Origin of the sequence: Promicromonospora sp. NPDC050880 (assembly GCF_044456525.1) — a bacterium.
Lineage (GTDB): Bacteria > Actinomycetota > Actinomycetes > Actinomycetales > Cellulomonadaceae > Promicromonospora.
Genome location: NZ_JBITFV010000019.1, coordinates 1 through 23,043 on the forward strand (window position 1 = coordinate 1; position 23,043 = coordinate 23,043).

Sequence of the window (23,043 nt, forward strand, 5' to 3'; positions counted from 1 at the left end):
GGCACCACCCGCACCCTGGCCCAGGCCCGCGCCGACGCCCTGGTCGCCATCACCACCGGCCGCATCATCGTCCCACCCCACCCCGAATGCGCCCCAGACCCCGCAGCCGAAGCCGATGCCGGCCCCGGTGCCGGCCCCGGTGCCGATGCCGATGCCGATGCTGACCCCGGTGCCCTGCCACGCACCACCGTGCCCGCCACGGGCTGCACCTGCGGGGGCTGCACCTGCGGCGGCACCACGATCCAGGTCATCCCCGTCAGACCACAGGTCCGCCTGACCCTCCCGGCCACGATGCTCCTGGGCCTGGACGACACCCCCGCACACCTGGACAGCTACGGACCCATCCCCGCCGAGACAGCCGCACACATCGCCACCGACGCCACCTGGCAACGCCTCATCACCGACCCGGCCACCGGCATCCTGACCGACTACTCCACCACCACCTACCAACCCGGCAAGATCCTCCGCCAAGCCGTGACCACCCGCGACCAGACCTGCTGCTTCCCCCACTGCGACCGACCCGCCCGCTGGGCCGACCTCGACCACATCCACCCCTACGACCACGGGCTCGACCCCGAGCACCAGCCGCCGGGAACCCCAGGCCAGACCCGCGCCCACAACCTGCAACCCCTGTGCCGCGCCCACCACCTCGCCAAGACCCACCACGGCTGGACCCCCACCCGCAACCCCACCACCGGCACCACCACCTGGACCGCACCCACCGGCCACACCTACACACGACCCGCCACGCAGGTGGGAACCGTCTGCGAGGACGTCACGAGCCTCGCCGGGGACGCCCGCCGCCGGCTCGGCGCCGAGCATGACGACGGCCGGCAGGAGGTCCGACGGCCAAACCTTCCCGTGCCTGACGATCCACCGTTCTAGGGCAGTACCCGCGAGCGCCTCACGCCATGCCGAGCCCGCGTGCCCGGCGCAGCACGAGGTCCGGTACTGGTTCGGACACGTAGTCCTCGGTGACGGGCGCCGACGCCACACGACGCAGAGGCACCTCCCCGGCCCACCCCGTCAGTTCCAGGTCGCCGGGCTCCAGGCTGGCGCCACCGGCGCGCTGCTTCATCGACGCCTCGGCGAGGGGCAGTGCGATGACGACCGTGGCGGCCAGCTCCTTGCGGGTCGGGGACCGGAGCGTCGCGGACCGTCCGGGGACCATGTGGTCGACGATCAGGTCGAGCGCACGGCGTCGTTCGTCCGTGTCGGTGACCCGTCGAGGTCGCCCGATCACCACGGCGGACCGGTAGTTCATGGAGTGGTGGAACCCGGTCCGGGCCAGCACCAGCCCGTCCAGCTCCGTGACGGTCACGCAGACGTCCTGCTCCAGAGCCGGCGTCAACCAGCCGGCGGCGACGGATCCGTGCAGGTAGAGCGTGCCGCCGTCGTCCGGTCCGGACGGGTCGACGCCGAACGCCGTGGGCAGCACCACCGGGTGCGGGCCGGCGACCACGCCGAGGTGTGCCACGAGCGCGTCCGCCAGGAGTGTCATCAGCCGCTCCCGTTCGGCGACCTGGCGATTCCGGCCGCGCGTCGGGGTTGTCCGCGCCGTCGGCGAGAGGCCATCCGGCTGCGGACGGGACGCCGCCTGCGAGTCGGGCGCCGCCTGCGAGTGGGGCGCCGCCTGTGGGTGGTGCGCACCCTGCAGCAGGAGCGTGGCGGGGGCTGCGAGTTCGTGAGGAGCCGCGGGCTCGAGGGGATCCGTCGTCATGACGCTAGCCTGGTCCGCAGGTGGCCCAGGAGCACGAGCCAGTTCCGGTCGAACTCAACAGGCCACTCCCCCGCAGCACCCTGGCACACAGGCTCACCCAGCCATCCGCGCGCACTATCCCCGCCCGCCACAGCCCAGCCCAGCCCAGCCCAGCCCAGCCCAGCCCAGCCCAGCCCAGCCCAGCCCAGCCCAGCCCAGAGATCCTCCCCATGCTCCCCGTTCACCTGGACCGTTCCCTCCCGACGCCGCTCCCGGCCCAGCTCGCGGCCGCCGTCCGCGCCCTGGTCACCGACGGCACGCTCACCACCGGCGACCGTCTGCCCTCCAGCCGTGCCCTCGCGACCGACCTGGGCGTGGCGCGGGCCGTGGTCGAGCAGGCCTACGACCAGCTCCTCGCGGAGGCCTGGGTCGAGACCCGCCGGGGTGCGGGGACGTTCGTGGCGTCCGGCGAGGCGCTGCCCGCAGCCGCCCCCGTGGCACGACCCGCGACGCATGAACCGCGGTACGTGCAGCTCGACGCCGGGACGCCCTGGATCGACCCGCGCCATCTCGCAGGCTGGCGTCGGGCCTGGCGGGAGGTATCGGCGGCTCGGCCTCCGCGGGGTTATCCGGACCCTCGCGGGGTGCCGGAGCTGCGCGAGGCGCTGGCCGAACGTCTCGGGCGCACCCGTGGGCTGACGGTCGGCCCGGACGAGATCCTGGTGACGGCCGGCACCACGGACGGTCTGCGCCAGCTCCTCGGCGTGCTGGATCCCGGGGCCGTGCTCGTGGAGGACCCCGGCTACCGCGCCGCGGTGGAGACGGTGCGCGCGGCCGGCCGGGTCGTCGTCGACCATCCGGCGAACGCGGCGGTCACGAGCCTGGACGGGTGTGCGGCCGCGTACGTGACGCCGGCCCACCAGCATCCGCTCGGCCGGGTCATGCCCGCCGCGGACCGGCTCGCGCTGCTCGGGGCGGCCCGGGCCGCGGACGCCGTCGTGCTGGAGGACGACTACGACTCCGAGTTCCGCTACGACGTCGCGCCCGTGCCGGCCCTCGCGGCGCTCGACCGGTCCCGGGTCGCCTACCTGGGAACCACCGCGAAGTCGGTCAGCCCGGGTCTGCGGCTGGGCTGGCTCGTGGCGCCGCCGGCCCTGCACGAGCGCCTCGTGCGTCGGCGCACGATCACGCACGACACGCCGCCCTGGCCCACCCAGCGGGCCCTGCTCACGCTGCTGCGCGACGGGTGGGCCGACAAGGTGGTCCGCACGGCCCGCCGGGTCTACGCCGAGCGCGCGCCCCGGGTCGCCGCCGCCCTGTCCCCGCACGCCGAGCTCGCCGGGCCGCTGGCGGGCATGTACTCGACCTGGCTCACGGACGCCTCGGCCGCCACGGCGGCTCGGGCGGCGGCGCGTGCCGCCGGGTTCGACATGCCGCTGCTCGCGCAGTACTGCCGTACCGCCCGGTTGTCGGGGCTGGTGGTCGGCTTCGGCGGCGTGACCGACACCGAGCTCGACCAGGCGCTGCGGGTCGTCGCGGACGCCCTGGCACGGGGCGGGCCGGACGGGGCCTGAGCCGCGCCCCGTGCCGGGGAGCCGGTCAGACCAGGGAGTCCTCCCATGCGGCGTGCAGCCGGGCGTACCGCCCGTCTCCGGCGACGAGCTCGGCGGGCGTGCCGTCCTCGACGACCTCCCCGTGCTCCATCACCAGCACCCGGTCGGCGATCGCGACCGTCGAGAGGCGGTGCGCGATGATGATGGCCGTCCGGTCGGCCAGCAGCGTCTGCAGCCCGCGCTGCACCAGCCGCTCGCCCGGCATGTCGAGCGACGACGTCGCCTCGTCGAGCACGAGCACCGCCGGGTCGGCGAGGAACGCCCGGGCGAACGACAGGAGCTGGCGCTGGCCCGCCGACACGCGCCCGCCGCGCTTGTTCACGTCCGTGTCGTACCCGTCGGGCATGTCGAGCACGAACTCGTGGGCGCCCACGGCCCGCGCCGCCGCCTCGATCTCCGCCTGGGAGGCACCCGGGCGCCCGAGCGCGATGTTCTCGCGCACCGACCCGCTGAACAGGTACGCCTCCTGCGTCACCATGACGACGGCGCGACGCAGGTCCGCCGAGGCCAGGTCACGCACGTCGACGCCGTCCAGCCGCACCGCGCCGGCCGACGCGTCGTAGAACCGCGTGACCAGCTTGGCCACCGTCGACTTGCCCGCACCGGTGGTGCCCACCACGGCCACGGTCTGGCCGGCGGGGATGGTCAGGTCCAGGTCGGGCAGCACCACGGGGCCGTCGCCGTACTGGAAGCGCACGTGGTCCAGGCGCAGCTCGCCCCGGGCCCGCCCGTCGTGCAGGGGCAGCGGCGTGGGGTGCGCCGGCTCGACGACGGTCGGCTCCTCGGCGAGCAGCCCCGAGACCTTCTCCAGCGCCGCGGTCGCGGACTGGAACGCGTTGTAGAACATGCCGAGCTGCTGCACCGGCTGGAAGAACCGCTTGCAGTACAGCAGCACGGCGGCGAGCACGCCCACCTCGAGCCCGCCGTCCAGCACGCGCCAGCCGCCGACGGCGAGCGCCGCCACGACCGTCAGGTTGCCGATGAGGATCAGCCCGGGCTGGAACCGTCCGTTGACGCCGAAGATCTGCAGGTTGGCGTCGCGGTAGTCCTCGCCGAGCGTTCCGTAGTCGGCCTCGGTGGTGCGCTCCCGGCGGAAGGCCTGGACGGCGCGCATGCCGGTCATCGTCTCGACGAACTTGACGATGAGCCGGGCCGAGGCCGTGCGCTGCTCGCGGTAGTACCGCTGCGACATGCGCTGGAACCAGCGGGTGAGCAGCCAGGCCGGGATGAAGGCGACGGCGAGCACGAGCCCGGAGCGCCAGTCGACGTAGAACAGGAACCCGATGGTGAAGACCATCAGCAGCAGCGAGGAGACGACGCCGGTCAGGCCGCCGTCGAGCAGCTCGCGCAGCGCCTCCAGATCGGAGGTCTGCCGGGAGATGATGCGCCCCGAGGTGTACGACTCGTGGAACTCCAGGGAGAGCCGCTGGGTCTGCCGGAACACGCGGCGGCGCAGGTCGAGCAGCACGGCCTGGGCGATCCGGGCGGCGGCGCGCACGTAGGCGCCCGCCGCGATGCCGCCGAGCACCGCGGCGACGAGGTAGCCGGCGCCGGTCAGGACCAGCGGTGTGACGGAGCCGTCGCGCAGTGCCGGGACGGCGTCGTCGATGGCCAGTCCGACGAACAGCGGCCCGGCCACCTGCCCGAGCGTGGAGGCCACGACGAGCACGGCCGCCCACGCCAGCGCCTTCTTGTGGGGGCGCAGCAGGTCCCCGAGCAGGTGCATGGACCGCCGGCGCACGCGGCGGGAGGCCTCCTTGCCGAGGCTGGTGACGTCGTCCGCGGCGGCGTCGGTGGGGCGACGGCGGTCGGTGGGCTGGGTGGTGGCCGTCATGACAGCGCCTCCTGGCTTCGCGGTGCGGACTGGTCGGGTGCGGGCTCGTCCGGCGGGGACTCCTCGCCCGCGTGCGCCGCGTAGTCCTCCTCCAGGCTGGAGATGATGTACCGGTAGTGCGGGTCGGTCGCCAACAGCTCCTGGTGCGTGCCGACGGCGGTGATCCGCCCGCCCTGGAGCACGGCCACCCGGTCGGCCAGCGCCACGGTGGAGGGGCGGTGCGCGATGACCAGGGTGGTGGTGGCCACGAGCACGTCGCGCAGCCGTGCGGTGACGGCCTCCTCGGTGGTGACGTCGAGCGCGGACAGGGGGTCGTCGAGCACGAGCACGCGGGGCCGGGCCGCGATGGCGCGGGCCAGGGCGAGCCGCTGTCGCTGACCGCCGGACAGCGACATGCCCTCCTCGCCGATGCGGGTGTCGGCGCCGCCGGGCAGGTCGGCCACGAAGTGAGCCTGCGCGATCTCCAGGGACTCGGTCATCAGGGCCTCGCGCTCGGCCGCGGGCAGGTCGTCGGGCACCCCGAGCAGCACGTTGTCCCGCACCGAGGCGGAGAACAGGGTCGGGTCCTCGAAGGCGACGGCGACGCGTTCACGGACCTGCTCGCGGGTCATGTCCCGCACGTCCACGCCGTCCACCTCGACGCGGCCCGCGGTGACGTCGAACAGGCGGGGCGCGAGCATCGCGAGGGTCGACTTGCCGGAGCCGGTCAGCCCCACCAGCGCCGTGGTGGTGCCGGGCGGCAGCTCCAGGTCGACGTGGTCGAGCACGGGGCGCTCGGCGTCGTCGAACCGGAAGGTGACGTCACGCAGGGCGACGTGCCCGCCCGTGCTGCCGCCGCGGCCGGGGGTGACCGGGGGCAGGTCGGCGGGGCGCTCCGGGTCCGTCAGCGGGTTGACCGTGTCCATGACCTCGAAGAAGCGGTCGACGGCGGTGCGCGCGTTGAGCGTCATCGACAGGGTCATGCCGAGGTCCACGACGGGGCCGTTGATCACGGCGGTCGTGGTGAAGAAGGCGACCAGGGCGCCCAGCGTCATGTCTCCGGAGGCCACGAGGTAGACGCCGACCACGAGCGCGACCGCCTGCGTCACCTCGGGGATGACGCGCAGCGCGGTGGTCAGGCCCGCGTCGGTGGTGGCCTTGCGGATCTCGGTCTCGCGCAGCTCGGCGGCCTGCTCGGTGAACTGGTCCAGCGCGTCCGGGCCGCGGCCGAACGCCTTGAGCACGCGGATGCCGTGCACGGACTCCTCGACCGTGGTGGCCAGGTCGCCCGACTGGTCCTGCGAGAGGCGGGAGATCTTGCGGTACTTGCGGGAGAACCGGAAGGCCAGGACGGTCACGGGGATCGCACCGCACAGGAAGATGATCCCCAGCCAGCCGCCGGTGGCCACGAGCAGGCCGACGCCGACGACGATGGTCACGATGCTGACCACGAGCTGCAGGATGCCGAACACGAGCCACCGGCGCAGCAGGCCGAGGTCGCCCATGATGCGGGACAGGAGCTGGCCGCCGGGCCACCGGTCGTGGAAGGACACCGGGAGGTCCTGCAGGTGGCGGAACAGGGCCGTGCGCATCGCGGCCTCGACGCGCGTGCCGGGGAACATCACCAGGGTGCGGCGCAGCAGGATCAGGCCGGCCTCCCCGACGCCGAGCGCGGCGACGAGGACGACCGACCAGGCCAGGCCCGCCCAGTCGTGGTCGCGCGCGCCGGAGGCGAGGGGGCCGTCGGTGACCCACTGCAGGACGCGCGGGATGGCGAGCGCCATGAGGCTGGCGCCCAGGGAGGCGAGCAGGCCGCCGGCCAGCCGCGGCAACGCGGTGCGGACGTAAGGGTGCAGGCGGCGGATGGAGGCGACGGTGGAGAGCTCGCTGCGCGGTTCAGAGGAAGGATCGGATCGATTCGAGCGTTCGTCTGTGGGAGGCATCGCCTCCATTATCCGGGCGGGCGCAAGTTGTTAGTTTCGGTAAGCACCTAACATTCTGTGACCTGCGTCACGGCGTGCCCCGGCCTGCCTCCTCCCGCGTCAGGTAGGCCATGCGCGCGGTCTTGGGGCCCTGCGCCGACTCGAAGAAGACCTCCTCGCCCGCCGTGAACCCCAGCGCCGCCATGCGGCGCAGGGCCTTCTCGTTGCGCGCGTCGGGCTCGCCCACCAGGCGCCGGGTCCCCGCCCCGGCGAACAGGAAGTCGCGCAGCGCCGGGCCCAGGACCGCCCACGGGTCCTGCACCGCACCGTGCCGGGCGACCGGGCCGCGGCCGCCCAGGAAGAAGTGCAGGCCGAGGTCGCCGGGGGCGACGTCGTACGCGGCCGCCACGGGGTCGTGCTCGGGGTGGTAGGCCTGCACCAGGGCCACGGGCTCGCCGTCCCACCGCACGAGGTAGGCGTGGTGCGTGGGCAGGGACTCGACGAACGCGTAGGTGGCGGCCACCTCGTCGCGCGTGTGCTCCCCCATCCCCCAGAACGCGGCCCGCGGCTGCGTGAACCAGCGGTGCAGCACGTCGGCGTCGGCCTCCGGGTCCAGCATGTGCGCGGTGACCACGCCGTGCGGGCCGACGTCGCGCCGCCACACCTGCGCACCGCGCGCGCCGTTCAGCAGCCGGCCCGTCGTGTCCACGGCGTACAGGCGGTCGAGGTCGGTGACGACGGGCACCGTGCCCGCGGCCGCCCAGGTGGCGTGCTGGTCGTCGAAGTGCGCCGTGCCCGGCCGGCCGTCGGCGCCGTACGGCACGCCCCAGCGGCTGCCCGCCCGGTCGGCGAGGTCCCAGACGTAGCGCGCGACCGAGCCGCGGTAGGCCGTGGGGGCCATGCCCGGCGAGCCGCCGGTGCAGCGGACGGTCTCGTTGTTGCCCGAGACCGGCGCCGGGCGCACGGCGGCGGTGTACGCGCCCGCGACGCCGGGCACCGGGGCCACGGGCGCCGGCACGTGCACGTCGCCCCACGTCCCGGACGCCTGGTCCGCCGCCTCCGCGAGCGCCGCGCTCGCCTCGGCCGCCGGGTCGATCCGCAGCGGCTGCCCGTCCGGCCCGTCGACGACGAGCCAGTCGGCCGCCAGCAGGTGGGCGAGCCCCGCGCCGACCGCCGTCGGCACGTCGAACACCGCACCGAGCAGCGGTTCCAGTGCCGGGTCCTGCCCGTGCGGTACGTGCAGGGGGGCCAGGACGGGGTGCCGGGCGATCCGGTGGGTGAGCGCGTCGCGCCAGCGCATGTAGAGGGCGGCGTCGGCCGAGCCCGCCTCCACGTGGGCGCCCTCGGCCACCCAGGCGCGCAGGCGGACGGCGGCGGCGGACGCGTCCCCCGCCAGGTGCGCGACGAGGGCTGCCGCGCCGAGGTCTCGGGTGTCGCCGTGTACGCGGGCCTGCGTGCCGGGCGACTCCGGCCGCTCGGCGGCGGCCAGGATCTGGCGGATGCGCTCGGCCCGGTGGGGCACGTAGGACCAGCCGAGGTCGTGCGCCTCGCGGTCCGGGCGCACGTCGCGGGGTCCGTACCCGGGCCGGCCGTCCAGCTCGGCGGGTGCCTGGGTGACGGGCCGCTCGTTCGCGTCCACGGCGACCTGGGTCACCCGGGTGGGCGCGGGGAGCGTCACGTAGCCGTCGGCGGGCTTGGGCGCGGGCAGCGCACGGTCGGTCGCGGCGGGCACCCGGCCCGCGGTGAGGCTCAGCACCTCGCCCGTGCTGTCGGCGGTGAGTACCCGGTTGACCGGGTCGACCCACCCGGCGAAGGCGTCGGCCACGTCGCGGGCCGTCCGGGCGTGCAGCAGGCCGCGCCAGGCCGCGACACCGACGTCGGACAGCTCGCGGGCGGGCCAGCTCAGGCGCCAGGCGCCGGGGTCGGCGCTGTCCGCGCCGTCGGACACGACCTCGACGTGGTGGGCGGCGGCATTGGTGATGCCCCACGCCACCGAGCCCGCCACAGAACCTGCCGCAGCACCCGGCCCCGAGGCGGCATGCGCGAAGTGCGGCACGCCGGGGACGCCGGGGAACGCGAACCCCAGCACGTCGTACGGGGCGGCGGGGTCGGTGCACACCAGCCTGACCTGCTGGTACGGGCCGGGCAGCTCCAGGGTGCGGTGAGGGTCGCCGGCCACCAGGGGGCTGCCGGAGGCCGTGAACGCACCGTGCACGGCCCAGGCGTTGGAGCCGGACCCGGCCTCGGCGGCGAACAGGCCCAGCACGCGCTCCAGGGGCACGCCGGGCACGTGCAGGTGCCGGGCCACGTGGGCCCGCCACAGGATGGCGGGGAACCCGTTGAACAGCACGTGGGTGGCCAGGAACACGCCGATCGGCGTCCACGGCTCCCACGGCCGGTGGGGCACGCCCGCCAGCTCGGGGACGTCCCGGCCGCCGGCGAGCAGGCCGGCGCTCACGCCGTCGGCGTAGGCGGCCAGCCACGCCCGGTCGGCCGGCGCCGCGGCGTCGTGGATCGCGCGAGCGGTGTCGGCCAGCCGCTCCCGCGCGGCGAAGCGGTCCCACGCCGCACCCGCGGCGCCCGCGAGCTCGGCGTACCGCTCCTCGGCGCGCATCCGGTCCGCCTCGATCTGCAGGCCGCGGTCCTGGGCGGTCACCCAGCCCTGGCCGTAGGCCAGCGCGGTCTCGGAGGCGGCCCGCACGTGGGGGATGCCGAGGTCGTCACGAAACAGGTCGAAGTCCACGTCTTCCATCATCTCTGGGGGATCTGCTCGGGGTCATGCTCGGGGTCATGCTCGGGGTCATGCTCGGAGTCGTGCACCGGTCCTGCGCACGGGGTTGTCGATGGTCCCGGCGTAGATCAGCGACTCCGACTGGTTGGCGAGGTCCACCATCTGCAGCGTGTTGCGCAGCTGGAGGCGGTTGAGGCAGGAGTGGGCGAACCGCGCGGCCCGCAGGTCGATGCCGGTGCGCAGGTCCGGGTGCTCGGCGGCGTGCCGGTCGATCGTGGCGGCCACCAGCGCCCAGAACCGGTCCTCGCCGAGCACGCCGTCGCCCGCGAGGATGCCCGCCAGGTGCCGCAGCACGCCGTCGAACACGTCGGTGAAGATCGCGAGCGCCTTCTCCTCGTCGTCGACGACGGCCCGGATGCGCTCGACCCGCTCGGGCAGGGGCCGGTGCCCGAGCATGGCCACCTCCTCCCCGATGTCCTTCATGAGGGCGCGCACCACGACGCCGTCGCGCAGCACGAGGATGAGGTTCTCCCCGTGCGGCATGAACGCGAGCTCGTGGGCCAGCAGGCAGTGCACCAGCGGGTACAGGTAGGCGTCGAGGTAGGCCTGCAGCCACTGCTCGGGCGGCAGGCCCGACTCGCGGGCCAGGGTGGTGGCGAACGCGGTGCCGCCGGCGTCGCGGTGCAGCAGGCTCGCCATGGTGACCAGCCGTTCGCCGGGCGCCAGGCGGGGCACGGGCGACTCGCGCCACAGGGCCGCGAGCATCTTGCGGTGCGGGTTGGGCTGCGGGGTGCGGTGGTAGACGTCGCCCGTGTACCCGGCGGAGGCGACCTCGCGCAGCACGCCGAACCCGTTCGCGCGCAGGGTCTCGTCAGCCGCGACCAGGTCGGCCACCCAGTCGTTGATCGCCGGGGTGACGCGCATGTAGGCGGGCGACAGGCCGCGCAGGAACCCCATGTTCTGGATGGCGAGCGCCACCTTGACGTAGTGCCGCTCGGGGCGGGTGCGGTTGAACATGGTGCGGATCGACTGCTGCGGCTGGTACTCGTCGGACCCGGGGCCGAGCGGCACGAGGTCGCCGCGGGCGACGTCGGCGGCGAACGTGATCGCGACGCGGTGGTCCCACTGCCAGGGGTGCACGGGCAGGTAGAGGTAGTCGGCCGGGTCGTGGCCGCGGGCGGCCACGCGCTCGGCGAAGGCGGTGCGCTCGGCGTCGGACAGCTCGGCGCCGTAGTGGCCGGCCTCGGTGCGGTCGGCGGCCAGGGCCAGGTGGGTGTGCTCGCGGCGGGCCGCGAGCCACAGCATGCGCACGCGCTGCCCGCGTTCGGGGGCGTAGGTGCGGTAGTCGTCCAGGGAGAAGCCGATGCGGCCGTTGTTGGCCACGAAGCTCGGGTGCCCCTCGGACATGGCGGCCTCGACCTGCTGGAACGCCTCGGCGACGTCCCGGGTGCCGGACGCCGTCCGCATCGCGTCCAGCAGGCCGCGCACCGAGGGCGTGGTGCCGTCGAGCTCGCGCTCGCGCTTGGCGGCGGCGCTGGCCAGGGTGGAGGAGAGCTCTTCGAGGTAGGTCGCCAGGAGCGCGTCCGGCACCTGGAGCAGCGGCTGGAGCTCGGCGATCAGCTCCAGCGCGTCCACGGGCAGGTCGACCTCGCCGCGCAGCCCCGCGGCGCCGGTGCGGCGCACGGACGCCGGGTCGATCACCCAGTGCTCCAGGGCGTGGCGGCGGGCGGTGAACCGGTAGGTGACGCCGTCGAGGGCGAGGCGATAGCGGGCGGGTGCGCCGGGGTCGGCGGGTGCGTCGAGCTCCGGCTCGAAGAGGCGCTCGTGGGCGAGCTCCGCGAGCGCCTTGGCGGCCAGGTGACGGTGGGCGTGCTCCATGTGGCCGGGGGTGAGGTGCGACGCGAGCACCGGGCCCTCGCCCAGGGCGGAGGCCGCGAAGTCGGCGCGGGTGGCGACGCTGAGGGCGGCCCGCTTGGCGTGCGCGCCGCGGCCGAGGTCCACCTCGCGCAGCACCCGGAACCCGGCGGCGGCGTTCTTGGCGGCGATCTTGCGGTTGCCGACGTCCGGCTCGACGACGACGCGCGTCGCGCCCCGCCCGGCGCCGTGCGGTCCGCCGTCGGACAGGCAGAACCGCATGACGGCGGTCATGACGGCGTCGGTCAGGCCGTGCCGCGGGGTCTCGGGCGGGGCCACGAGCAGGTGCATGCCCAGGTCGCCGGGCAGCGCGTCGTGCACGCCGGTGAGCAGCACGTGCGCGGGGTCGTACGTCTCGGTGAGGAACACGGGCTCCCCGTCGAGGCGGCCGAGCCAGGCGTCCTCGTGCGGGCCGCCCTGGACGGCGGCGAGGTACTCGCGCACCTCGTCGACGCTCAGGGCGCTCATCTGCCAGTAGGCCGCGGACGGGTGCGCGAGCCAGCCCTGGACCAGCTCGGCGTCCCGCGCGGGGACCACGGGTTCGAGAGTGACGTCACCCAGGCGGGTGCTGGTGCGGAAGACCTGCAGGGTGGTCGGTGCGGTCACGGGGCGACCTCCGTCCGGGTGCGGGAGGTGGGCAGGCCGAACTGCTGGAAGGCGATCCGGCGCTCGATCGGGTAGGGCTCGCGGCCCGTGACGGTAGCGAGGATCACCGAGCTGCGCCAGGGCCCGAAGCCGAGGTCCGGCGCGGTGACGCCGTGCGTGTGCTCCTCGCCGTTCATGACGTGGATGCGCCGGTCGCCGTCCACGGTGTAGTCGCGGGCCACGACGTAGCGGCCCCGGTCGTCGACGTCGACCAGGCCGGGCGCCAGGAAGCGCGGCACCTGGGCGGCGTAGCCGGTGGCGGCGACGACGGCGCGCGTGCGGTGCTCCGCGGTGGTGCCGAGCTGGCCGTGGCGCAGGGTGAGCACGTACTCGCCGGCCCCGCCCGCGCCGTCGGGGTCGAACCGGGCCGCGACCACCTCGGTGTCGGTCAGGAGCGTGGTCGGCACCTCGCGGCCGAGCGCGGACCGCCGGTACAGGGTGTCGTAGATGTCGTCGACGAGGTCGCCGCTGATGCCCTTGTAGAGGGTGCGCTGCTCGCGGCCGAGCTGGTCGCGCAGCGCGGCGGGCAGGGCGGCGTAGTGGTCGGTGTACTCCGGCGAGGTCATCTCCAGGGTGAGCTTGGTGTACTCCATGGGGAAGAACCGCGGCGAGCGGGTCACCCAGTCCAGGCGGTACTCCCCCGGGCCGGTGCCGCAGCCGTCCAGGAGGTCGCGGTACACCTCGGCGGCGGACTGCCCGCTGCCCACCACGGTGACGGACCCGGACGCGGCGAGCGCCTCCCGGTGCGGCAGGTAGTCGGCGGTGTGCACGACGGGACCGGCGTGCGCACCGAGCTCACCCAGGACCGCGGGCAGGCGCGGCTGGGTGCCGGTGCCGAGCACGAGGTGCTTGGCACAGTATTTCTCGGTGCCGTCCGGCGTCTGCGCGGTGACCTCGAACAGGTACCCGCCGTCCGGCGCGGGCACGCGCACCACGCCGGTCACGCGCCGCCCCCACCGCAGCGCCGGGAGCTGCGCGGCCACCCAGCGGCAGTACTCGTCGTACTCGGCACGCAGCGGGTAGAACGACTCGCGGATGTAGAACGGGTACAGCCGCCCCGTCGCCTTGAGCCACGCCAGGAACGAGTACCGCGAGGTGGGGTCGGCCATCGTCACCAGGTCGGCCAGGAACGGGACCTGCAGCGTGGTGCCCTCGATGAGCATCCCGGGGTGCCACGAGAAGCCGTCGGCCTGGTCCAGGAACACCGCGTCCACGTCGTCCAGCGGGTCGGCCAGGGCCGCCAGGCCGAGGCCGAAGGGCCCGATCCCGACGCAGACGAGGTCGTGCACGGGCAGGTCCCGCACGGGCAGGGCGGCGCTCATCGGTCCTCCCCCTCGGCGCGCTCCAGGCGGGGGTGCACGTCGCGGCACGGCGGCTCGTCGGTGTCCGCGAGCGCCTCCCCGGCGAGCAGCCCGTGGGCGGCGGACCGGACCAGCTCCAGCACGCCGCGGATGTCGGCGAGCGTGGCGTCCGGGTTCAGGAGCGTGAGCTTGAGGCACGGGCGACCGTCGATCACGGTCTTGGCCACCAGGGCGCGGCCGGAGTCGAACAGGACGCGCCGCACCTGGGGCACCAGGGCGTCGGCCCGCGCGGGGTCGAGGCCGTCGGGCTGGTAGCGGAACAGCACCGTGGACAGGTCGGTGGTGCCGACCAGCCGGAAGTCGTGGTCCCCGGCGAGGTCCTGGTGCACGGCGGCGGCCAGGTCGCACACGGCGTCGACCATCGCGCCCACGCCGTCGGGGCCGAGGGCGCGCAGCGTCACCCAGAGCTTGAGGGCGTCGAACCGGCGCGTGGTCTGCAGGGACTTGTCGACCTGGTTGGGCTCGGCGTTCTCCTCCGGGTTGAGGTAGTCCGCGTGCCAGGCCACGGGCGCCAGGTCGGCCCGCTCGCGCACGATCAGCGCGCTGGAGGACACCGGCTGGAAGAACGACTTGTGGAAGTCGACGGTGACGCTGCGGGCCCGCTCGATGCCGGCCAGCAGGTGACGGCGCGTGGGGCTGACCAGCAGCCCGCAGCCGTAGGCGGCGTCGACGTGCAGCCAGGTGCCCACGGCGTCGCACAGGTCGGCGACCGGGCCCAGGGGGTCGATGCAGCCGCGGTCGGTGGTGCCGGCGGTCGCGACGACGGCGACCACGACGTCGCCGGTGCGTTCGACGTCCACCAGCGTCCGGGCCAGGGCGTCGGCGCTCATGCGGCCGTCGGCGTCCGTGCCCACGGCGACCACGGCGTCGTCGGGCAGGCCGAGCAGGAGCGCGGACTTGGCGATGCTGAAGTGGCTGACCTCGGTGGCCAGGATCCGCATGGACTCCAGGCGCACACCGGTCCGCCGCGCCTTCTCGCGGGCCAGGAACAGGGCCTGGAAGTTGGACTGGGTGCCGCCGGAGGTGAAGACGCCGTCGGCGCCCGGCCCCTCGCCGCCGTCCACCGGGAAGCCGATGCGGCCCGCGGTCCACTCCACGAGCCGCCGCTCCATCAGGGTGGCCACCGTGGACTGGTCGTAGGTGTCCACGGAGGTGTTGATCGCGGCCAGCATCGTCTCCGCCCCCACCGCGGGCAGCGCGACCGGGCAGTTCAGGTGCGCCGCGTAGGTGGGCGCGTGGAACCAGATCGCGTGCGTCGCGTACAGGTCCGCGGCCTCCCGCAGCGCCTCGCTCGTGCCCGACGGCGGACCGTCCAGGTCCACGGCGGCCACCAGGTCCCGCAGCTCGGCGCGGCTGGCGCCGGAGAACGGCTGCGTGACGGACGCGAGCCGGGCGGCCACGTCGCGGGCGACCTCGTGGACGGTGTCCGCGTAGGCGCTCGCCGTGGCCCCGCGCACCAGCGCGGTCGTGTCGTGCTTCGTCGTCACCGGCTGGGTCGCCGCGGGCAGGCGTGAGGGCATGCGAAAGTCTCCTTCGGAGGGATCGCGGGAAGGGAAGAACCAGAACTTAGGTTTGCCTGACCTAACCTAATCGCTGGCGGGTTCCCGTCAACCCATGGGCGCCACCAGGAAGGTGGCGCCCGTCACTCCCGGGCCCGTCAGCCGGCCCCGTCAGCCGTGCCCGTCAGCCGTGCCCGTCAGCCACCCAGGCCGCGATCCCGCCGGCCACCGACCGGGCCCCGACCCCCGCCTCGGCCAGCCGCCGCGCCACGCGCGCCGACCGGACCCCGGCCTGGCACAGCACGTGCACCGGGCGGCCCGCCGCCCACGCCGCGACCTCGCCCACCGCCGTGCCGGCCCCCGGACCGGTGAACGCCCCCGACGGGACCGCACGGGCGCCGGGCCAGGCCGTGAGCTCCACCTCCCACGGCTCGCGCACGTCCAGCACCAGGGGCTCCCCGCCGCCGTCGCGCAGGGCGGCGAGCTCCCGTACCGAGACGGTGCCGGGACCGTCCGTGCCGTCCACGCCGTCCACGCCGTCCACGCCGTCCGCCGCCGGCAGCCCGCAGAACACGGCGTACGGGTCGGCTCCGTCCGCGGCGCTCAGGAGTGCCGTGACCGGCTCCCGGGCCGGGTCGCGCCGCACCGTGAGCTGCCGCCAGGTCAGGGCCAGCGCGTCGTACACCGCCAGGCGCCCGAGCAGGGTGTCCCCCGCCCCGGTGACGAGCTTGACCGCCTCCGTGGCCATGACCGAGCCCACGGTGCCGCACATCGCGCCGAGCACCCCGGCCGTCGCGCAGTCCGGCGATGCCCCCGGCGGCGGGGGCACGGGGAACACGTCCCGGTAGGTCACGCCCTCCACGCCGGCCGGGGGCGCGCCCCAGAACGTGGCGACCTGCCCCGTGAACCGGTGGATCGCGCCCCAGACGCACGGGACGCCGAGCACCTCGGCGGCGTCCGAGACCAGGTAGCGGGTCGCGAAGGCGTCGGTCCCGTCGAGCACCAGGTCGTACCCGGACAGCACCTCCAGCGCGTTCGCCGTCGTCAGCCGCTCGGGGTGCTCCACGACCTCGACGTGCGGGTTGACCTCGGCGACCGCCTCCCGCGCCGACGCCGTCTTGGGCCGCCCGAGGTCCGAGACCCCGTGCACCACCTGCCGCTGCAGGTTGGACACCTCGACCACGTCGTCGTCCACGACACCCAGCGTGCCCACGCCGGCGGCGGCGAGGTACAGCAGCACGGGACTGCCCAGCCCGCCCGCGCCCACCACGAGCACGCGCGCGTTCGCCAGGCGGCGCTGGCCCTCGGGTCCCACGCCGGGCAGCACCAGGTGCCGCGCGTACCGGGCCAGCTCGTCCCGCCCCAGGTCGCGGCCCGGCTCGACCAGCGGCGGCAGCGCGGTCACAGCGCGAGGTCCAGGTTGCCGCCGACGTCCACCAGCCCGTCCACGGGCGACGAGGCCAGCGCCCGCTCGCGGCGCGGCGGCCGGCCCGCGCGGGCGGCGTCGTACCCCGCCTCGACGGCCAGGCGCATCGCGCGAGCCATGCGCACCGGGTCGGCGGCGCGCGTCACCGCCGTGGCCAGCAGCACGCCGTCGCACCCGAGCTCCATGGCCAGCGCGGCGTCCGACGCCGTGCCGATGCCCGCGTCCAGGATCACCGGGACCGACGCCGCCGCGGCGATCGCCTCGATGTTGCGCGGGTTGGCGATGCCGAGCCCCGAGCCGATCGGCGAGCCCAGGGGCATCACCGCCGCGCAGCCCACGTCCTCCAGCCGGCGCGCCACCACCGGGTCGTCGCTCGTGTACGGCAGCACGGTGAACCCCTCGTCGACCAGGGTCCGCGCGGCCTCCACCAGGCCGATCGGGTCGGGCAGCAGCGTCACGTCGTCGGCGATGACCTCCAGCTTGACCCAGTCCGTCGCGCACGCCTCCCGGGCGAGCCGGGCGGTGAGCACCGCCTCGTGCACGGAGAAGCAGCCTGCCGTGTTGGGCAGCGCGCGGATGCCGAGCCGCGCGAGCAGCCCCCACACCGAGGGGTCACCGGCGCGCGCCGGGTCGTCCGCGGCACGCGGTCGCGACACCCGGCGCATCGCCACGGTGGTCAGCTCCGTGCCGGACGCCACGAGCGCGTCCTCCAGCGCGAGCAGGCTCGCCGCTCCCCCGGTGCCCATGACCAGGCGCGAGGACAGCTCCGTGCCCGCGATGGTCAGCGGCGCGTCCGGCACGACCGGTTCCGTCGGCTCCGTCATGGTCAGCCTCCCTGCACCGCGGTGACGACCTCGACCCGGTCGCCCGGGCGGACGGTCGTGGTGTCCCACGCTCCGCGCGGCACGACGACGTCGTCCAGCGCGACCGCCACGCCCTGCGGGGCGCCGTCCACCACGACGCCGGGCAGCAGGCGCGCCACGAGGTCGGTGACGGGCAGCGGCGCGGGCAGCGGGTACGGGTCGCCGTTGACGAGGGCGGTGCCGGGCGAACCCGTGCGGCCGGGGTGGCTGGTCTGGTCGGGGTGGCTGGTCATGCGGTGCCTCCTTCGATGGTGCTGGACACAGGGGTGCGGCCCGCCGGGGTGCCGCACGCCGGGCCGAACCGGAGCGGGTCGGCGTACCGGGCGGCGGCGGCCACCGCGGCCCCGGCCGCTTCCTCGTCCGCCCAGGCGGACGGGGCCGCACCCAGCGCGTGGTCGAGCGCGGCCGCCGTGAGCGGGGCCAGCAGGATGCCGTTGCGGTGGTGGCCGGTGGCGAGGTGGAGGCCGGGGGCGGCCCGGCCCAGCAGCGGCGCGTTGTCGGGGCTGCCGGGGCGGGACCGGGTGGTCGCCTCCAGCAGCACGGCCTCGTCCAGGCCGGGCAGCAGCACGCGGACGTCGCGCAGCAGGGCGAAGACGTCGCCGGCCCGGGTCAGGTGGTCGTCGGCGCGCTCGTGGGACGTCGCGCCCACGACCACCTCGCGCGTGCCGTCGGGCCGCACGGGGCGGGGTACCGCGTACACGGGGCGGCCCTGCACCACGCCGCGCACCACCACCCGGGGTGCCCGGTCGGCGTCGGCGAGCAGGCGCAGCGTCGTGCCCGGCACGGGGCGCGTCGGGGCGCCCGCGTACAGGGTCCCGCTCGCGTGCCCCGCGGCCAGGACCACGGTGCCGGCCGCGTACGTGGTGCCCGCGGCGTCGACCGCCCCGGTCACGGCGCCGTCCGCCCAGGTGAGGGCTGCCGCCGCACGGCGCACGACCGTGCCGCGGGCCGCGACCACGCCCGCGAGCGCCGCGTGCAGGGCCCGCGGGTCCACGCTGTGGTCCCCCGGCACCCACGCCGCGCCCGCCACGCGGGGCCCCGTCCCCGGTTCGCGCTCGCGCGCCGCGGCGGGTGGCAGCTCGGCCGAGCCGAGGCCCCACTGGCGGTGCAGGGCGAGCAGGCGGCGCAGGGCCACCACGTCGTCGGCGTCGTAGGCGAGGGCGAGGGTGCCCGACGTCGTGTCCAGGCCGACGGCGCCGGGCGGCAGGCCGGCCGCGTGCTCGACCGCCGAGGCGTAGGAGGGCCACAGGGCGAGCGCCGCGGTACCCAGCCGGGCCTGCCCCTCCTCGCCGAAGCCCGCCTCCATGACGGGCGCGAGCATGCCCGCGGCGGCGTGGGTGGCACCGTCGCCGGGCGCGGGGTCCAGGACGACCACGCCGGCTCCGGCGTCCAGCGCGCGCCAGGCCGCGGTCAGCCCGACGACGCCCGCGCCGACCACGAGGACGTCGCACGCACGGCTGCTCATGATGCTGCTCCCTTCGCTGGCATGACCCAGATCAGGTTCGACGGTCGGCGCCCTGCGCCCTCTCAGCCCCGTGCGGGGCTCCCGTGCACGCGACCACCCTAACCCCCGTGCGGGGCGGGCCTACACTCGCGCCGTGGACCACCGCACCGACCCGCGCGCCCGCCTGGCCGACGCCCGCCTGTACCTGTGCACCGACGCCCGCGAGGGCACGGGTGACCTGGAACCGTTCCTGCACGCGGCGCTGGAGGGCGGGGTCGACGTGGTGCAGCTGCGGGACAAGTCGCTGGACGTCGCGCGCGAGATCGAGCTGCAGGCGCTCGTCGCGCGCGTGGCGACCGAGCACGGCGCCCTGTGGGCGGTCAACGACCGGGCCGACGTCGCCCGGCTGACCCGCGCGCCGGTGGTGCACATGGGCCAGGGTGACCTGCCGCCGGACGCGGTGCGCACCCTGCTGGGCGACGACCCGGTGCTGGGCCGGTCCACGCACGCCCTCGACGAGGCGCTGGCGGCGGAGGCCGACCCGCGGGTCGACTACTTCTGCGTCGGTCCGCTGTGGGCCACGCCGACCAAGCCGGGCCGCCCCGCCGTGGGCCTGGACCTGCTGCGGGAGGTGGCCGGCCGGGCCCCGGCCACGCCGTGGTTCGCGATCGGCGGGATCGACGCCGAGCGCCTGGACCAGGTGCTGGAGGCCGGGGCCCGGCGCGTCGTCGTCGTCCGCGCGATCACGCAGGCCGCCGACCCGCGGGCCGCCGCGGCCGCACTGCGCAGGCGGGTCGAGGCAGCCTGAGGCGCGCGTGCGAGCGCGGGCCCCGCGGGCCATGCTGGAGGGGTCGGTGAAGCAGCCCGCCGTCCACGTCCCGAGGGATGGAGAACGACGATGGAGAACGACACGACCCGGCAGACGGTCGCCGATGTGATGACCCCCGCACCCACCACCGTCGACGCGGCCCAGCCGCTGCGCGAGGCCGCCCGGCTGATGGCCGCCGAGAACGTCGGCGCGCTGGTCGTGACCAGCGACAACACCGCCGTCGGCGTGGTGACCGACCGGGACCTGGTGGTGCGCGGCCTGGCCGAGGGCCACGGCGTGGACGCCCCGGTGCAGCAGGTCGCCAGCGAGAAGGTGGTCACGGTCGGCCACACCGACCCGGTCGAGACCGCGGTCGAGGTGATGCGCTCCGCCGCCGTGCGCCGGGTCCCGGTGCTGGACGGCGACGTGCTGGTGGGCATCGTCTCGATCGGCGACCTCGCCGTGGAGCGCGACCCGTCGTCCGCCCTGGCGGACATCTCGGATGCCGAGCCCAACCGCTGAGCGCGCTCACCCACACCAGCGACTCCGACCCCGGCATCCACCGCCGGCGGCGGGGTCGCGGGTTCTCGTACACGGACCACCGGGGCGCCCGCATCACCGACGCCGCGACGCTGGCCCGCCTCCGCGCGCTCGCCGTGCCGCCGGCATGGACCGACGTGTGGATCTGCGCCGACCCCACCGGTCATCTCCAGGCCACCGGGCGCGACGCCAGACACCGCAAGCAGTACCTCTACCACCGGCTGTGGCGCGAGCAGCGGGACACCGCGAAGTTCGACGACCTGGTGGAGTTCGGCAGCGCCCTGGTCACGCTGCGCAAGCAGGTCGACGCCGACCTGCGCTCACCGCGGCTGGGCCCGCAGCGGGTGGTCGCGACCGTCGTCCGGCTGCTCGACGAGACCCTGATCCGGGTCGGGAACGACGAGTACGTGCGGTCCGGCGCGTCGTTCGGGCTGACGACCCTGCGTTCCCGGCACGCCGAGGTGCAGGGCGCCGAGATCCGGTTCCGCTTCCGCGGCAAGTCGGGCACCCCGCACGACGTCGTCCTGCACGACCGGCGCGTGGCGAACGTGGTGCGCCGGTGCCAGGAGCTGCCGGGCCAGCGCCTGCTGCAGTACGTGGACGGCGACGAGACCCGCACCGTCGGGTCCCGGGACGTCAACGAGTACCTCGGCCGGGTCATGGGTGACGGGTACACCGCCAAGACGTTCCGGACGTGGGGCGCCAGCGCCCTCGTCCTGGGCCACCTGCGCGGGCTGACGCCGCACACCCGGCAGGAGCACGACGCCCAGCGCGCCGAGGCCGTCCGGATCGCCGCGGCCCACCTGCACAACACCCCGGCGGTGTGCCGCAAGAGCTACGTGCACCCCGTGCTGCTGACCGAGGACCGCGCCGAGCTCGACCGCCTCGTCGAGCGCTCCGGCGCCGCCGCCGCGCGCACGTCACGGTGGATGGACGCCGACGAGCGCGCCCTGCTGAAGGTGCTCACGGCCGCCGGCCGCTCAGCCTGACGAACCCGCCGGGCAGACGGCGTCGAGCGCGCGGTCCAGCGTGTCCGGGGTGAGGCCGGCGGTGCCCACCTGGGTCTGCAGGTTCGCGAGCACCTGGTCGGAGGCCGCCCACAGGGGCACACCGGCCTCCCGGGCCACGTCGGTGAGCACGCGCTCGGCGGCGTCCTCGTCGACGCCGCGGACCACGGCGACGACGCTCTTGACCCGCTCGACGGAGACCAGGCCGATGACGACGGCGCGCAGCGCGGGGTCGTCGGGAGAGATGCCGGGTGGGGACATGGGAACCTCCAGATCCAGGAGATCTGGAGCCGCTTCATGACCCCGGGTCCCACCACCGTAGGCCCCCGGCCGCTCACCAGGCAACACCCCGGTCAGCCCGCATGCGCCGGCGCCCGGCCTTTCAGGTGCGAGTGACCACAAACAGGACGAACCTCGGATCAACGGCGGCGCACCCCGCGTCGCCACGACGAAGGAGGTCTCAGATGCCTGCCTGGCTCGTCCTCATCATCATCGGCGTGGTCCTCGTGATCCTGGGGGTCGCGACGGAGATCGGGCAGTTCCTGATCTGGATCGGCGTGGCCGTCCTGGTGGTCAGCCTGATCCTCGGGCTCGCCCGGCGCACCCGGACCTGACCGGTCCCGGATGCGCGTGGCCCGGCGCCGCGTGAGCCTGGCGGTGATGCCCACACCGCCACAGCGCCTCACCACCCTGCTCACCACCCTGCACGCGCACTGGGCGCGCCACCCCCGCTGGGGTCTGGCCGCCAAGGGCGCGCTCGCGGCGTCGCTGGCGTGGGTGGTGGGGGCGCTGGCGCCGGCGCCGTTCTCCGAGCAGCCGTACTACGCGCCGCTCGGGGCGATCATCGCCACCTCGAGCACCGCCGTCCGGTCGGTACGGGACTCCGTGCAGGCGACCGGGGCGGTGCTCGCGGGCGCGGTGCTGGCCCGCGGCGTGGACCTGGCGCTCGGCTCCAGCACGCTGTCGGTGGCCCTCGTGGTGGGGACCGCCCTCCTGTGCTCCGGCTGGCGCGTCTTCGGCGAGATGGGGACGTGGGTGGTGACCTCGGCGTTGTTCGTGCTCATCCTCGGCGGAGCGGAGCAGCTCGAGTACATCACGGTGTTCGCCGGGCTCATCGTCGTGGGCGCGGCGATCGGCACCGGCGTGAACCTGCTGTTCCCGCCCCTGCCGCTCACCCCGTCGGAGGACGCGCTGGACCGCCTGCGCACCGTGCTCGTGGACCAGGTGGAGCTGCTCGCCGACCGGCTCGAACGGGTCGGGCCGCTCGCCGCCGACGAGTGGCAGCAGCGGCGCCGCGACGTCGCACCGACCATCGACCGCTCCCACGACGCCGTGTCCCGGGCCCACGAGGCGATGCGGGTCAACCGGCGAGGTCACCGGTACGGCGGCTGGGCCGCCGCGCAGGCGCGCCGCGCCGAGGCCCTGTGGACCGCCGCCGACGTGGTCGACGACGTGGTGCGGCTCCTGGCCGAGTGGGAACGCGCGGACCGTCAGGACGTCGCACTCGGCCCCGACATGCGCCCCGTCCTGGCCACCACCCTGCGTGCCTACGCGGAGGCCCTGCGCACGCGGCCCGACGACGACCACGACGGCGACGCCGCCGACCGGGCCGCCGGGGCCGTCGCCGCGCTGGCCGGCGCGGTGCGCGCGGCCCGGCAGCCGTCCGGGGACGACCTGTTCGTCGCCGGGGCGCTCGTGGTGACCCTGCGGCGCGGCGTGGTGGCGCTCGGCGAGCGGGCGTGACCCCTGGCGCCGGGG

General features: G+C 75.4%; 19 protein-coding genes and 1 riboswitch. Of the genes, 7 read left to right on the plus strand and 12 right to left on the minus strand.

Annotated elements, in window-relative coordinates; all coding sequences use genetic code 11:
* On the plus strand, positions 1-885 hold an 885-nt coding region (locus ACIBBF_RS22225; RefSeq protein WP_397417697.1), incomplete at its 5' end, for an HNH endonuclease.
* Positions 886-904: 19 nt separating this feature from the next.
* Here ACIBBF_RS22225 and ACIBBF_RS22230 read toward each other — a convergent pair.
* Entirely contained in the window at positions 905-1,720 is an 816-nt protein-coding gene (locus ACIBBF_RS22230) for a pyridoxamine 5'-phosphate oxidase family protein (RefSeq protein ID WP_397417699.1), read from the minus strand.
* Positions 1,721-1,929: 209 nt separating this feature from the next.
* Between ACIBBF_RS22230 and ACIBBF_RS22235 the strand changes: the two genes are divergently transcribed.
* Positions 1,930-3,273 carry a PLP-dependent aminotransferase family protein gene (locus ACIBBF_RS22235; protein ID WP_397417701.1) on the plus strand — a complete coding sequence of 448 codons (1,344 nt, stop codon included), beginning with the start codon at positions 1,930-1,932 and terminating at the stop codon, positions 3,271-3,273.
* A gap of 25 nt (positions 3,274-3,298) precedes the next feature.
* Here ACIBBF_RS22235 and ACIBBF_RS22240 read toward each other — a convergent pair whose 3' ends face one another.
* The 10 genes from ACIBBF_RS22240 to ACIBBF_RS22285 all read right to left on the minus strand — a co-directional run bounded on the left by ACIBBF_RS22240 (position 3,299) and on the right by ACIBBF_RS22285 (position 18,951).
* A complete protein-coding gene (locus tag ACIBBF_RS22240; protein WP_397417704.1) occupies positions 3,299-5,146 on the minus strand; it encodes an ABC transporter ATP-binding protein in 1,848 nt (615 codons plus the stop codon).
* Positions 5,143-7,077 (minus strand): ABC transporter ATP-binding protein, encoded by a 1,935-nt coding sequence (locus ACIBBF_RS22245; protein WP_397417706.1) that lies wholly within the window; start codon positions 7,075-7,077, stop codon positions 5,143-5,145. The genes ACIBBF_RS22240 and ACIBBF_RS22245 overlap by 4 nt, the downstream gene beginning before the upstream one ends.
* Before the next feature lie 58 nt (positions 7,078-7,135).
* Complete coding sequence (locus ACIBBF_RS22250; protein ID WP_397417708.1) at positions 7,136-9,790, minus strand: GNAT family N-acetyltransferase; 2,655 nt, start codon at positions 9,788-9,790, stop codon at positions 7,136-7,138.
* Between the two features lie 57 nt (positions 9,791-9,847).
* Positions 9,848-12,298 (minus strand): GNAT family N-acetyltransferase, encoded by a 2,451-nt coding sequence (locus ACIBBF_RS22255; protein WP_397417710.1) that lies wholly within the window; start codon positions 12,296-12,298, stop codon positions 9,848-9,850.
* Positions 12,295-13,659, minus strand: a complete 1,365-nt coding sequence (locus tag ACIBBF_RS22260) for a lysine N(6)-hydroxylase/L-ornithine N(5)-oxygenase family protein (RefSeq protein WP_397417713.1) — start codon at positions 13,657-13,659, stop codon at positions 12,295-12,297. The genes ACIBBF_RS22255 and ACIBBF_RS22260 overlap by 4 nt, the downstream gene beginning before the upstream one ends.
* Positions 13,656-15,218 carry a pyridoxal phosphate-dependent decarboxylase family protein gene (locus ACIBBF_RS22265; protein WP_397417716.1) on the minus strand — a complete coding sequence of 521 codons (1,563 nt, stop codon included), beginning with the start codon at positions 15,216-15,218 and terminating at the stop codon, positions 13,656-13,658. The genes ACIBBF_RS22260 and ACIBBF_RS22265 overlap by 4 nt, the downstream gene beginning before the upstream one ends.
* 163 nt (positions 15,219-15,381) lie before the next feature.
* The gene (locus tag ACIBBF_RS22270) at positions 15,382-16,602 is read right to left on the minus strand and encodes a ThiF family adenylyltransferase (protein WP_397417718.1); all 1,221 of its coding nucleotides are present in this window, start codon (positions 16,600-16,602) and stop codon (positions 15,382-15,384) included.
* Positions 16,599-17,447 carry a thiazole synthase gene (locus ACIBBF_RS22275; protein ID WP_397417720.1) on the minus strand — a complete coding sequence of 283 codons (849 nt, stop codon included), beginning with the start codon at positions 17,445-17,447 and terminating at the stop codon, positions 16,599-16,601. Before ACIBBF_RS22275 ends, ACIBBF_RS22270 begins: the two co-directional genes overlap by 4 nt.
* 2 nt (positions 17,448-17,449) lie before the next feature.
* Positions 17,450-17,719, minus strand: coding sequence for a sulfur carrier protein ThiS (gene thiS, locus ACIBBF_RS22280; protein WP_397417722.1), 270 nt, complete (start codon positions 17,717-17,719; stop codon positions 17,450-17,452).
* Positions 17,716-18,951 carry an FAD-dependent oxidoreductase gene (locus ACIBBF_RS22285; protein WP_397417724.1) on the minus strand — a complete coding sequence of 412 codons (1,236 nt, stop codon included), beginning with the start codon at positions 18,949-18,951 and terminating at the stop codon, positions 17,716-17,718. The genes thiS and ACIBBF_RS22285 overlap by 4 nt, the downstream gene beginning before the upstream one ends.
* A riboswitch (TPP riboswitch) is annotated at positions 18,943-19,046 on the minus strand. Its footprint overlaps the gene before it by 9 nt.
* 38 nt (positions 19,047-19,084) lie before the next feature.
* Here ACIBBF_RS22285 and thiE point away from each other — a divergent pair.
* From thiE to ACIBBF_RS22300, 3 genes are all read left to right on the plus strand, one after another.
* Positions 19,085-19,738, plus strand: a complete 654-nt coding sequence (gene thiE / locus ACIBBF_RS22290) for a thiamine phosphate synthase (RefSeq protein WP_397417726.1) — start codon at positions 19,085-19,087, stop codon at positions 19,736-19,738.
* A gap of 90 nt (positions 19,739-19,828) precedes the next feature.
* Positions 19,829-20,260, plus strand: a complete 432-nt coding sequence (locus ACIBBF_RS22295; RefSeq protein ID WP_397417729.1) for a CBS domain-containing protein — start codon at positions 19,829-19,831, stop codon at positions 20,258-20,260.
* 35 nt (positions 20,261-20,295) lie between these two features.
* Positions 20,296-21,267 carry a DNA topoisomerase IB gene (locus ACIBBF_RS22300; protein ID WP_397417863.1) on the plus strand — a complete coding sequence of 324 codons (972 nt, stop codon included), beginning with the start codon at positions 20,296-20,298 and terminating at the stop codon, positions 21,265-21,267.
* On the opposite strand, the gene ACIBBF_RS22305 is transcribed toward ACIBBF_RS22300, so the two are convergent.
* Positions 21,259-21,546, minus strand: a complete 288-nt coding sequence (locus ACIBBF_RS22305; RefSeq protein WP_397417731.1) for a hypothetical protein — start codon at positions 21,544-21,546, stop codon at positions 21,259-21,261. The two genes, ACIBBF_RS22300 and ACIBBF_RS22305, sit on opposite strands and share 9 nt — an antisense overlap.
* Before the next feature lie 203 nt (positions 21,547-21,749).
* Here ACIBBF_RS22305 and ACIBBF_RS22310 point away from each other — a divergent pair, with 203 nt between their 5' ends.
* Positions 21,750-21,899, plus strand: a complete 150-nt coding sequence (locus tag ACIBBF_RS22310) for a hypothetical protein (RefSeq protein ID WP_397417734.1) — start codon at positions 21,750-21,752, stop codon at positions 21,897-21,899.
* A gap of 46 nt (positions 21,900-21,945) precedes the next feature.
* Positions 21,946-23,028, plus strand: coding sequence for a hypothetical protein (locus tag ACIBBF_RS22315; RefSeq protein WP_397417736.1), 1,083 nt, complete (start codon positions 21,946-21,948; stop codon positions 23,026-23,028).
* The last annotated feature ends 15 nt before the right edge of the window (positions 23,029-23,043 follow it).